Origin of the sequence: Achromobacter sp. UBA5777 (assembly GCF_002418565.1) — a bacterium.
Classification (GTDB): Bacteria; Pseudomonadota; Gammaproteobacteria; order Burkholderiales; family Burkholderiaceae_B; genus Achromobacter; species Achromobacter animicus.
In genome coordinates this window covers 39,879-51,871 of the sequence record NZ_DIEJ01000117.1, presented here as the reverse complement: position 1 = coordinate 51,871, position 11,993 = coordinate 39,879, and the positions used below count along the sequence as shown (strand labels likewise).

At 65.5% G+C, this 11,993-nt stretch carries 11 protein-coding genes; 2 read left to right on the top strand and 9 right to left on the bottom strand.

Translation table 11 applies throughout. The features are described from left to right. Positions 1 to 22: 22 nt before the first annotated feature. Positions 23 to 535 carry a GAF domain-containing protein gene (locus tag B3446_RS08940; RefSeq protein WP_291379928.1) on the bottom strand — a complete coding sequence of 171 codons (513 nt, stop codon included), beginning with the start codon at positions 533 to 535 and terminating at the stop codon, positions 23 to 25. Further along, the gene (locus B3446_RS08935) at positions 532 to 2,388 is read right to left on the bottom strand and encodes a CocE/NonD family hydrolase (protein ID WP_291379926.1); all 1,857 of its coding nucleotides are present in this window, start codon (positions 2,386 to 2,388) and stop codon (positions 532 to 534) included. The genes B3446_RS08940 and B3446_RS08935 overlap by 4 nt, the downstream gene beginning before the upstream one ends. Before the next feature lie 204 nt (positions 2,389 to 2,592). Between B3446_RS08935 and B3446_RS08930 the strand changes: the two genes are divergently transcribed. Then, positions 2,593 to 3,522 (top strand): LysR substrate-binding domain-containing protein, encoded by a 930-nt coding sequence (locus tag B3446_RS08930; protein WP_291379924.1) that lies wholly within the window; start codon positions 2,593 to 2,595, stop codon positions 3,520 to 3,522. 11 nt (positions 3,523 to 3,533) lie between these two features. Here B3446_RS08930 and B3446_RS08925 read toward each other — a convergent pair whose 3' ends face one another. The 7 genes from B3446_RS08925 to B3446_RS08895 form a co-directional block, all read right to left on the bottom strand. Beyond that, the gene (locus tag B3446_RS08925) at positions 3,534 to 4,511 is read right to left on the bottom strand and encodes a Bug family tripartite tricarboxylate transporter substrate binding protein (RefSeq protein WP_291379922.1); all 978 of its coding nucleotides are present in this window, start codon (positions 4,509 to 4,511) and stop codon (positions 3,534 to 3,536) included. A gap of 39 nt (positions 4,512 to 4,550) precedes the next feature. Continuing rightward, positions 4,551 to 5,528, bottom strand: a complete 978-nt coding sequence (locus B3446_RS08920) for a Bug family tripartite tricarboxylate transporter substrate binding protein (RefSeq protein ID WP_291379920.1) — start codon at positions 5,526 to 5,528, stop codon at positions 4,551 to 4,553. Positions 5,529 to 5,765: 237 nt separating this feature from the next. After that, a complete protein-coding gene (locus B3446_RS08915; RefSeq protein WP_291379918.1) occupies positions 5,766 to 7,055 on the bottom strand; it encodes a TRAP transporter large permease in 1,290 nt (429 codons plus the stop codon). A gap of 3 nt (positions 7,056 to 7,058) precedes the next feature. After that, the gene (locus B3446_RS08910) at positions 7,059 to 7,667 is read right to left on the bottom strand and encodes a TRAP transporter small permease subunit (RefSeq protein WP_291379916.1); all 609 of its coding nucleotides are present in this window, start codon (positions 7,665 to 7,667) and stop codon (positions 7,059 to 7,061) included. Positions 7,668 to 7,683: 16 nt separating this feature from the next. After that, positions 7,684 to 8,742 (bottom strand): TRAP transporter substrate-binding protein, encoded by a 1,059-nt coding sequence (locus tag B3446_RS08905; protein ID WP_291379914.1) that lies wholly within the window; start codon positions 8,740 to 8,742, stop codon positions 7,684 to 7,686. A gap of 59 nt (positions 8,743 to 8,801) precedes the next feature. Continuing rightward, positions 8,802 to 10,184 (bottom strand): amidase, encoded by a 1,383-nt coding sequence (locus B3446_RS08900; protein ID WP_291379913.1) that lies wholly within the window; start codon positions 10,182 to 10,184, stop codon positions 8,802 to 8,804. After that, positions 10,181 to 10,864: an RraA family protein gene (locus B3446_RS08895; RefSeq protein ID WP_291379911.1), complete on the bottom strand. Its 684-nt coding sequence runs from the start codon at positions 10,862 to 10,864 to the stop codon at positions 10,181 to 10,183. Before B3446_RS08895 ends, B3446_RS08900 begins: the two co-directional genes overlap by 4 nt. Before the next feature lie 114 nt (positions 10,865 to 10,978). Here B3446_RS08895 and B3446_RS08890 point away from each other — a divergent pair, with 114 nt between their 5' ends. Then, a complete protein-coding gene (locus B3446_RS08890) occupies positions 10,979 to 11,911 on the top strand; it encodes a LysR family transcriptional regulator (RefSeq protein ID WP_175123859.1) in 933 nt (310 codons plus the stop codon). Positions 11,912 to 11,993: the final 82 nt, after the last annotated feature.

The window sequence follows — 11,993 nt, the reverse complement described above, 5'->3', positions numbered from 1 at the left end:
GATTTCTGTTCGTACCGGCCTGTCAGCGAAACGCGACCGCCGCCATCTGCGCCAATGTGGACGCGATGCCAACGTGATGCGGCTGAAAATGGTGCGCGTCATGCAGCAGATTGATCTGCCCCAGCAACTGGCCGCGATGCATGACGGGCACGTTCAGAACGCTTTCACATCCCAGCGCAAAGATGCTCGACGCATCCAGAAAGTCAGCTCGCACGGCCGCGGCGTCGGGGGCCAGTTGCGCGCGGCCAGTTTGGAACATGCGCGTCAGCGCGGGGGCGCCACCGATCTGCTTGGCGCCTGACGCGGGATAGATGTCCGGACGGCTGCTGTAGAGCCTGACGGCCAGTCCCTCGGCGTGGCGATACTGCAAAGCGGTAAACAACTTGTGTCCGACATGCTGGTTCAACAAGCGGTCCACGCATGCCAGCAAGGCGTGCGACTCGGGGGCGGCAACGGCCGCCGCAAGCGAATCAAGCTCCGCCCACGACAGACCCGCCGCCAGCCCAAGCCCATGTTCGGTGTCGCCTTGCGTCATGTGTTTTCCTTGTCGAAGCCCAGCGGCAAGCGGATGCGCGAGGCCTGGCCAGCGCCGTGGCCGATCTCCCACAACGGTGGCCGGCCATGAGGCACCTGTCCGCAATGATCCCGATCTGCCCCGGCAATCGATATGCGTATCCGGCTGCCTTTCGAAAACCGCCATGCAGTGGGTAGCAACGCAAGCCGAATGCGCTCTTGTCGTCCCGGCGTCATGGGCGCGGCATCGCCTTTGCTGAACGTGCGAAACGGCCAGGTCGTGCGATACGTGGCCGGGCACGGCGCTTCCTTCCGGTGCAGCAAGCGCAGCAGACCTTCCGTGACATAACGTTCGGTGCCGTCCGCCTCGACCTCGGTCAGGTATACGAACAAGGCGCCGTCCGGTTCATTGCTGGACAGCCAGATCTCCGCCACCGCGTGGCCGGCCAGTTCGGCCGAACGCGTCAGCGGCTCGGATGTAAAGCTTGCCATGCGGTCGGTTCGGCCCTGCCAATCCGGATAGTATTCCGTGCTGTTGATGGCGGCGATGCGCTCGTAGCGCGTTCCCCGGCCGGTGCCGATGGAGAAGTCGACCTGATGGCGCGTGGCGCCCGCTTCGGCGTCCGGATTGTTCGTCAGCGTCGCGCCTGCCTGCAGAAACAGCACGGTGTCATCAGCGGCTGGCAGCGGCGGCCATTGCGATGCGCTGCGCCATTGCTCGGCATGCAAGGCGCAGTAGTGCACCGGGTCTTCCGCGTCCAGGCCGGTGGGCAGGCCGAGCAGGTAATGGTCGAAAAATCGCAGCACTTCCGCCAGCCACGGAAAGTCGGCCATCTGCGTGCCGCGCCACGGCGACACATCGATGCGGGCGCCGTGGTCCCACGGGCCCAGCAGCAGGTGACGGGGATTGTCCGCCAAAGTGAGAAATCGCGAGATCGCGCCGTTCATGTAGCCCGCCCCGTCCATCCAGCCCGACACCGACAGCACCGCGACATCCTTGCTGATGCCGGGCGAGACGCTGTAGGGGCTGAAGGAGGCGGAACTGAATGCCGGGTCGTAAGGCAAAGGATCTTCGCGATAGCGGAATTCGGGCATGAACTCCGTTTGCCGGAAGTTTCCCAGATGCTCCTGGATGGCCTGTGCCAGCAGCGCGCCGGAAGGATCCTCGTCCACCGGTTGCGGCCCCTCATAGGCGGGATTGGAGTAATACACGACGCTCGCCAACATGTGGCGCTGATCGTGATCCATCGCCACCATCAGATCGTCGTAGCTTTGCGTCAGGGCCTTCAAGGCGATGCCGCCGGGAAAGTAGTTGTCGGCGTAGGTGTCCCACACCGAAAACAGCGGCGCGATCGCGCGTACTGCAGGATGGCCCGTGCTGGCCAGAAAGTCCGACGCCGCACCCAGATAGGAAATGCCCGTGGCGCCCACCACGCCATCGGACCATGGCTGCGCGACGATCCAATCCACGACCTCCACGCTGTCGTCGCGTTCGCGTGGCGACCGGAAACTGTCGCGGGTGCCGAAGCTTGCCCCCGTGCCGCGCACGTCGATGACCACCAGCGCATAGCCGCGAGGCACAAGGTAATCGCGGAACTTTGCGATGTTCGGCGCCCGCTCGCCCTCGGCGTGCGGATCCGTCTTGAAGCGCCGGTAGTAGGGCGTGAACAAGGTGATCGTGGGATAGCGGCTGCCGGCGTCGCCGGCTTGCCCGATGGGCTGCGGCACATACACATCGATGGCAAGGCGGCATCCGTCGCGCATCGTGAGATAGCACGAGACGGGATCGGGAATCGCATGCGTTTCCGGACGGGATCGCGCATACGCGTCGGGGGTGACTTTCCAGGCGGCGGATTGGCTTTGAGTGGAATGCATGACGGTCCTGATCATCGGAGATGCTGGCATCTTAGAAAGCGCGGAATCGGGAATCCAATACGGCTTTTCTATATATGCATAGGCCAAACCTATAGATGGGTAAATGCAGCTAGATCACGCTTGAAACCTAGGGTATTCACCATGAACCAACCTCGCGCAGCCCATGGTTTGATAGCAGCCATAGACAAGCAATAGGTAAAGCTTATGGACCTGAGGCAGTTGCGTTACTTCACCCGGATCGTCGAACTCGAAAGCATCACCGCGGCGGCCGAAGCACTACACATCGCCCAGCCCTCGCTCAGCCAGCACGTGGCCAACCTGGAAGCCGAGTTCAACACGCGGCTGCTGGTGCGCAGCCCGATGGGCGTCAGCACCACCGACATCGGCCGTGTGCTGTATCGGCACGCGAAGATGGTGTTGAGGCAAGTGGAAGAGGCACGCGTCGCGGTGGAGCGCGGACGGGATACGCCGGCGGGCCACGTTACCCTGGGCCTGCCCACCAGCACATCGCGCGTGTTGGCCGACCTGCTCATAGAAGCGGTGTCGGCGCGCATGCCCGAGGTGACGCTGGAACTGATTGAAGGCAGCAGCGCCGACCTCGGCGAAGCCGTCGCCCGCCAGCGGATGGACGTGGCGATCGCCATGGATGTGCAGCAGCAGCCCCGCATGCAGGTCACGCCGTTGCTCGACGAAGAACTGATGCTGGTCGGATCGCGGTTGCCCGGCGGCGTCAAAGCCGTCACGTTGCAAGACGTGGCCGGGCTGCCGCTGTTGCTGCCCAGCTTTCCCAATTCCATCCGGGTGCTGATCGAACGGGCGTTTGCCGAGGCGGGCCTTCAATACACGCTTGTCGCGGAAACCAGTGCGGTATCGATCCTGCTGTCCGCCGTTCGCGCGAAGCGGGGCTGGACCATCCTGCCGACCTCGGCGTTGGCTGGCAGCGAAGCGCCAGGTGCATCGGTGACGGCGATCCCCATCAACGATCCGAACTTCCATCGTCGCGCGTCGCTGTGCCTGTCCGCTCAGGCGCAGAGCAGTCTGGCTTGCATGGCGATACACGATCTGGTGATCGAGACCGCGCGCGATCTGGTAACCAGCAAGCGGTGGCAAGGGGTGACCTGGCTTGGCGCATAGCGCCAAGCCCGCTATTCCGGGTTGATGCCGGCGGCCTTGGCCACCTTGCCCCAATGCTCCCGGTCCTTGGCCACCACCGCTTCGAACGCCTTGCCCGTCGCACCGCCGGGCACCGCGCCTTGCGCGAGGAAGTACTGCTTCATGTCGTTCCCGTTCAAGACGTCCGTAATCGAGGTCGTAATCTGATCGATCAACGGCGCGGGCATTCCCTTTGGCGCAAACAGGCCGAACCAGCCGATGGCCTCGAATTCCGGATATCCCTGCTCGGCCACGGTGGGTACGTCGGGCAGGACGCTTACCCGTTCCTTAGACGTCACCGCCACGGCTTTCAAATCACCTCGCTGGATATAGGGCAACGAAGTCATCACCACGTCCAGCATGAAGTCGACGTGGCCTGCCATGGTGTCGGTCAGCGCCGGGCCCGAACCGCGGTAGGGTACATGGGTGAACGGCACGTTCAGGCTGGCACGCAGACCTTCGGTGGCAAGATGATTCGAAGACCCCTGGCCGCTGGAGCCATAGCTGATTCCGCCCTGCCGGGAACGCGCCTGCTTCACCAGGTCCGCCAGCGTCGAAATACCCAGCGACTTGTTGACGACGACTACGTTGGGCACGGTGGCGATCATGGCCAACGCCGTAAAGTCGGCCACCGGATCGTACGTCAGGGACTTGTACAGGAACGGCGCGACGGATTGCGTGCTGACCGTACCCAGGAACAGGGTGTAGCCGTCGCCGGGCTGGCTGCGCGCGTAGGCCGCGCCGATCGTGCCGCCGGCGCCAGGTTTGTTTTCCACCACGACGGGCTGGCCGACCTTTTCGCCCAGCTTCTGGCCTATCTTGCGCGCCACGATATCGGTGGATCCGCCCGCCGCGAAGGGAACGATGAGGCGTATGGGTTTGCTCGGCCAAGCCGGCTCCGCGTGCGCGGCCGGCAGGCCGCCGGCCGCCATAGCCAGGCTAAGACTGAAGGCAAATAAAGAGGTCTTCATGCCGTTTCTCGAACGAGAGGTTGATCGGATCGGATCGCGCTATTCGGCCTGGACGCCGGCACGCTGGATGAATGCGCCCCAGACGTCGGCATCCGAGGCTGCCCGTTGTGCGATGCCCTGTGCCGTGCCCGGAATGGGCACCAGGTAAAGCGCACGCAGACGTTCCTGAATCGCCTTGTCGGCCAACGACGCCTGCACTGCCGCATTCAGCTTGGACACCACAGCCTCGTCCATCGCGGCCGGCCCCACCACCGCAAACCATCCGGGCATCACGGGCGCCTGAATGCCGGCCTCGCGTAGTGTCGGCACATCGGGCAGATCCGGCGCGCGGCTGTCGGCCAACACCGCCAGCGGCACCAGATTCCCGGCAGCAACCTGCGGCAACGCGGCGCCCAGCACGCTGGTCATCAGGTCGACCTGTCCGCCCAACACGGCGTTCAGCGCCGGTCCCGAGCCCTTGAACGGCACATGCATCAGCTTGATGCCCGCCGCCTCCGCAATCATTTCCGTCGACAGATGGGTGGAATTGCCGGCACCCGCGCTGGCAAAGCTCAGCGTGCCGGGCTTGGCTTTGGCGGCCGCCTGCAGATCCTTCAGCGATTTGATGCCGCTGTTCTTGCTGGCAACCAGAAGAAAGGGGGTGTCGACGACTGGCGAGACGTAGGTGAAGTCCTTATCCGCCTGATACGCCAGAGATTTGTATAGCCGCGGATTGAAGCTCATCTGCGAGACCCCGGCGAGCATCAGGGTATAGCCGTCGGCGGGCGCCTTCGCGACGAAGCTGGCGGCAATGATGCCGTTGGCGCCCGGACGGTTCTCGACCACGATGGGTTGCCCAAGCGCCGAACCGATCTTCTCTCCCAGCAGTCGGGCGACCACATCGCCGCCCGATCCCGCCGATTGCGGCACGATCAACCTGACCGGACGGTCAGGAAATGTGTTCGCGGCACCCGCTTGCGCGCTGCACAGCACCGCCGCGCCGAACAAGGCGCTCCAAAAACGACGTTCCCACTGCATGTGATTTCCCCTGACTCGGCGACTTGAGGCGCCCTTCTGCCCGTGATGGGCATGTTGGGGAAATAGTAGGGAGCCTGCGTCAACGGCTCAAATATGGGATTGCGATGGACCTATAGGAAAAACCTTTGATACGGGGAGAATCCGCGGGAAATGGTCTGCACGCGCGGGTTTATCCCAGGTGAGGGCATGCCTGGGTCCCGGGTGCGTCCGCGTCAGCGAACGCGCCCCGGCAGGCCCTCACAGCGTAGCCATCTGCCCCGGCAACCACAACGCCAGTTGCGGCACCGCCAGCAGCAGCACGATCATCAGCAACAGCATCACCAGGAACGGCAGCACGCCCACCACCACATCCATGAATTTGCCCTGCCCGCGCACGCTGTGCACCACGAACAGGTTCATCCCGAACGGCGGCGTGAGCTGACCCATTTCGCACAGCACGATCAGCATCACGCCGAACCACACCGGGTCGTAGCCCAGCGCCATGACGATAGGCACGGTGAGCGGGGCGGTGGTGACCAGCATGGCAAGCGTGTCCATGAAGCAGCCGAGCAGGATGTAGAACAGGATGATGGCCAGCATCATGCCCAGCGGCGGCAGGTCCAGGCTGGTTACGGCGTTGACCAGCAAGGTGGTCAGGCCGATCGAGGACAGCACGAAGTTCAGGAAGAAAGCGGCCAGCGTGATCAGGATGATCATGCCGGTGGTGCGCAGCGTGGCCTCGAAGGCGCGACCCAGCATTTCCCAGGTGAGCACGCGCTTGTAGGCGCACAGCAGGGTGGCGGCCACCACGCCAAGCGCGGCGGATTCGCTGGCGGTGGCGATGCCGCCGTAGATCACGCCGATCACCAGCGCGAAGATCGCCAGCGGCGGCACCAGGTGCGGCAGGGCGGCGATGCGTTCGGCCCAGCTCACTGTGGGGCGTTTGCCGGCCAGGCTTGGACGCCACAGGCACAGGCCCACGATCAGCGCGATGAAGAGCGCGGTGAGCAGGATGCCGGGCAGCGTGGCGGCCAGGTAGAGCTTGGGCACCGACACGTTGGCAATCAGCGCATACACGATCATGTTGATCGACGGCGGTATCAGGATGCCGAGTGTCCCGCCGGCCGCGATCGAGCCCAGGAAGAGCGGCGCGTTGTAGCCCGACTTGCGCTGCTCCGGCAGGGCCAGTGTGGCGATGGTGGCGGCGGTAGCCACGCTTGATCCGCTGGTGGCCGAGAACATGGCGGAGGCGCCGATGTTGGCGTTCATCAGTCCGCCCGGCAGCCACGAGACCCACTTGGACACGGCGCCATACATGCGGCCGGCCACGCCGGAATGCACCAGCAGTTCGCCCATCAGGACATAGAGCGGAATCGCGACCAGCAGGAATTCGGCGCTGGTGCCCCAGGCCAGTTCACCGATGGCGTTGGTCAGCTTCAGCGGCGAATAGACGCCGGCCAGGCTCATGCCCAACAGCCCCACCGTGGCGGCGGCGGTCACGCTCAGCGCCAGAAGGCCGAGCAGCATGGAAATCGTCATTATCAACATGGCTCACTCCTGGGGTTGCGTGCGCGCCGGCACGGGCACGTCGGCGGTTTCTTCTTCAATGCCCTCTTCTACCGAGTGGATGCCGATCAGCGCGTTGAACGCTTGCCAGCGGCCGCGCATGACGCGGCCCAGCGCGCAAGCGCCCAGCACCACGATGGTGAGCAGGAAGAATGCGTAGCCGGCGAACCAGAGCGATTGCGGAATCCATTGCGGCACCTGCAGGGGCGTGTTGGACACCGACTGAAAGGCGATGGAGTCGGCCAGCACGAACCACGCGTGCCACGTCAGCGTGCCTACGAACACGCCGAGGCAGGCCAGTGCGAACAGGTCGAGCACAACCCGCGTCTTGGCGGGCAGATGCGTGTAGACCACGTCGACCCGGATGTGCGAGCGGCGCAGCAAGGTGATGGGAAAGGCCCAGGCGCTGGCCACCGCCAGCGTGTAGCCGGCCAGCTCGTCGGCGCCGCCGAGCGAGACGCCCGCGACCTTGCGTGCGATCAGGTCGGCCACGATGAGCCAGGACACGAGCAGCAGCCCGAGTCCGCCGATCCAGGCGCCGATGCGTGCCACGCGGTCGAGCAGGCGTAGCGATCCTTGCGTTTCTGTCGTCATGAAAGTTCCTTGAAGTTCAGCGCAGCGTCACGCCCAGGGCCTGGCCCACGGACGCGCTCCAGTTGGCGGCGCATTCCTCGCCGCAGCGCCGCGCCCAGCGGCTCGCCATCTCCGTGGCGACCTCGCGCAATGTGTCGCGCTCGGCCTCGGTGGGCGCGGTGGCCTGCATGTCGGCCGGGGTGTGGATGCGGCATTCGCCCTGTCCGGTGTTGCAGGCTAGTGCATAGTCGCCCTCGCGGCCGGTCTCGTCCCACAGGCGTTCTTCCAGCACCTTCGCTTCCTTGAGCATGAACTGCTGCACGGCAGGATCCAGCTTCTGCCAGCGGCGCTCGGCGATGGCATAAAAGCCGATGGACCAGTCGATCGGCAGCAGATAAAGATGCTTGGCTACGTCGTACCACTTCGCGGCGTTGCCCGAGCCGATGCCGGTCACCGCGCAATCGACCACGCCGGTCTGCAAGGCGGGAATCACCTCGGCAAATGCAATGGTCACTGGCGATGCGCCCAGTGCGCGCACGTATTCGGCCATGTTGCTGCCGCGGGTGCGCACCTTGCGGCCTTTCAGGTCGGATAGGCTCTTTACCGGTGCGCGGCAGAAGAACACCTGGGCCGTGTACGGCACGGTGGCCAGCAGCCGCACCCCGTGGCGCTTGAGCATGCGCTGTTCCAGCACCGGGCGGTAGGCGGCCACCATCTTGCGCGCCGTGGCGTAGTCGGTCGCCATGCCGGGCAGGTCGACGCCTTCGAAGGTGGGGTCGTCTCCGCTGACGAAGGCGAACACGCCCATGCCGACGTCGAGGGCGCCGGCTCGCATCAGGCGCACGATCTCAGGGCCTTTCAGGCCGCTCTCGGACAGGCCGATCAGCTCTGCCGTGACTTGGCCGCTGGAGGCTTCGGGCAGGGTCTTCTCCCAGAACGGCCTTTCAACCGCGCCGAAGGTGTAGTTGTGGCTGCCGCCGCCGACGACGGCGAAGTGGGTTTCGGGCAAGGCGGCGGCCTGGGCGCGGGCGGGCGCGGGTGCGGCGAGCGAGGTCGCGACGGCCGCCAGCAGCGCCGCCAGAATGCTTCGTTTCATGTTTTCCCCCTGTTTGTGTATGGGCACGCGCGCTGCGCGCGCCCTGCCTCGGCATCGGGTTATGCCGTGGCCGCCGGTGCGCGGGTGTCGGCGCGCACGCGATGCCAATCGGAATGACGCTGGAACACTTCGGCCAGATACAGCGCCAGCCGGTCTTCGCCGCCCGGGCAGAGAATCTGCAGGCCGGTGGGCAGATCCGCGTCGTCGCGGCCATTGGGCACCGATACGCCGCACATCTGCAACAGATTGCCGATGCGTGTGTAGTGGACGGGCGCGTTGCCGTGATCGACCTCGTCGAGCGGCAGCGCGGTGGTGAGCGTGGTGGGCGTGAGCAGTCCCGCCACGCTCTCCAGCCGCGCTTCCATCGCGGCCTGCAGGCGGTCGCGTTCGCGCAGCGCAGCCAAGTAGCGCAAGGCCGGTACCTCGAGGGCTGCAAGCAGGCGCGGCCGCACGGAGTCGTCAACCGGCAACTTCAGGTCGGTCATCTCGCGCTCGAACGAGGCCACGCCTTCGGTCATCATGATGTCGCCCGTCACGGCCTTGAACTCGGACAGCGTGGCGGGCGGCGTGATTTCCACGATCTGCGCGCCAAGGCGCTGATACAACGCGATGGATGCTTCATAGGCGCGTCGCACGGCGGGCGTAACGTCGGTGAGAAACGCCTCTGGCAGACGGCCCAGCGTGACGCCGGCGATGCCAAAGCGCGACGCGTCCAGCGGCTCGCGCCACTCGCCCGGTTCAGCCGGCGCAAGCGCCTCGAACACGAGGCGTGCGTCAGCGGCGCTGTGCGCGAAGATGCCGACGCTGTCGAGCGTCTGGCTCAGCGTGACCACGCCCTGCGACGAGATGCGGCCCACGGTCGGCTTGAAGCCCGTGATGCCGCAGTAACTGGCGGGCACGCGCACCGAGCCGCCGGTGTCGGTGCCAATGGCGACCGGAGCCAGGCGTCCGGCCACGGCGACGGCCGAGCCGCTGCTCGACCCGCCCGGAATTCGGTGCACGCGGTCATCCCACGGATTGCGCGGCGTGCCCATGTGCTGATTGGGACCCCACGCGCCCATGGCGAACTGCACCATGTGGGTCTTGCCCAGGATGATGGCGCCGGCGCGCTGCAATTGCCGCACCAGCTCGGCCGTGTGCGAGGCAATGGTGTTGGCGTGGATGGGCGAGCCGATGGTGGTGGGCTGGCCTGCGATGTCGATCAGATCTTTAAGCGCGATCGGCACGCCGTGCAGCGGGCCGAGCCAGATGCCCTGGTCCAATTGCAGGTCGGCGGCGCGCGCGGCGGCGAGCGCCTCGTCGGCGTACACGGCCACATACGCGTGCAGCCAGCCGTCGAGCGCGGCGATGCGCGCAAGGTAGTCGCTCACCAGCGTTTCGGATCGCAGCTCGCGGCGGCGCAGGCGCTGCGCGAGGTCGGTGATGTCGAGGTCGATGCTCATGCGTTTGCTCCTTGGGCCGCCGCGATGGCGCGTTCGATCAGCGCGCGCGAACCCACGATGTCGGGAAACTTCTCGCCGGCACGCAGGCGCGCCAGCGTGCTCTGCTCCTGGGTCTGGAAGTCGATGGCCTGCTGCGCGGCGGCGCGCACGGCGGCGCGATCAAGCACCAGCACGCCGTTTTCGTCGGCCAGCACGGCCGCGCCGGGCCGCACCGTAACGCCACCGCAGTGGATCGTGCCGCAGAACTCGCCCTCGTGACCCAGCAAGCGCGTGGTGATGGGAGAAGGCCCGCGCGACCACACCGGCATGCCGTGCTGGCGCAGTTCGCCAAGATCGGTCACAAGGCCGTCCACGATGATGCCGGCCACACCGGCCTGCTTGGCGGCGTAGGCCATCGCGCCGCCGAAGGCTGCTGTCACGGCCTCGCCAGCTCGATCGATCACCAGCACGTCGCCAGGGCGCACGCAGGCCATCGCATGATGCAGAATGCCGCCGTCGTTGCCGGGCATGCGCACCGTCACGGCCGGTCCGGCGATGCGCACGTCCTGCTGATGCGCGCGGATGTCGCCGCGCATGAAGCCGGTGGTCTGGAAGTGCCCGATGGTGGCCGGCTCCGCCTTCAGCAGCAGCGCCAGATCTTCGTGCGGCAAAGCCTCGGGCATGGGATGAATCAGATACATCGCTTGTCTTCACTACAATGAAAAAGGCTCGGAAGCCGGTGAAAAAAAGGTATCACGCGGGCTTTCCGGGCCAATAATCAAAGTTTCGGCGCAGTTTGAAAAAGAGTTCTTATCATGCGGATAACCCTAAGCCAGCTTGAGGCCTTTTACTGGACTGCCAAGCTGGGCAGCATCCATGCGGCTGCGCGCCATCTGCACGTGACGCAGCCAGCCGTCTCGGCCCGCATCCGCGAACTGGAAGGCGCGTTGGAGGTGCAGCTCTTTGATCGCTCGCGCCAGCGCGTGACGCTGACCGACGTGGGCCAGTCGGCATTGCGTCATGCCGAGAGCGCGCTGCACAGCACGCGCCAGCTCGAACACTTTGGCAAGGATCGCAGCCTGGGCGGCAAGTTGCGGCTGGGCGCGGACGAGTGCTCGGCCAACGTGGGCCTCACCGCCGTGATCGCGCAGCTCAAGGAACACTATCCGTCGCTCGCGCTGGAGATGACGGTGGACGTGGGATCGGTGCTCAACAGCAAGCTCAATGCGGGCGAGCTGGACATGGCGCTGCTGACGAATCCGGCCACGGGCGACACCATCACCGACGTGTTCATCGGCTGGATGACGTTTCATTGGGTGGCCTCGCCCACGCTGCACATCACGGCCGATCCGTTTCGTGCCGAGCACGCGCGTGGCCATCACATCGCTACGCACTCCCCGCCCTCCACGCTCTATACGGTGGTTGAAAACTGGCTGGCGTCGGGCGGCGTCGACATGTCGGGACCCAGCACCACCAATTCTCTTGCGCTCATCTCGCGCCTGATCGCGGCGGGCCACGCGATCGGCATCCTGCCGGTGCCGTTGCTGCAGGACATGCTGACCATGGGCGTATTGCGCGCCCTGCCCGCCGATCCGCCGATCCCGCCGGCGCGCTTCTATATCTCGTATCTGACCGCCTCGCACGGTGCGCATATCGACTCGATCGTGGACATCACGCGCGATACGCTCATGCGCCTGAACTTCCTGGCGCCCATCGACGCCGCGCCGGCGAACGCTGGCCAGGCATGACAACGGGGCCGCGCAAGCGGCCCCGATCTGGCGTCATGTCATCGCGCACGTCCCGGGTCGCCCGGACTGCACTGCGTCACGC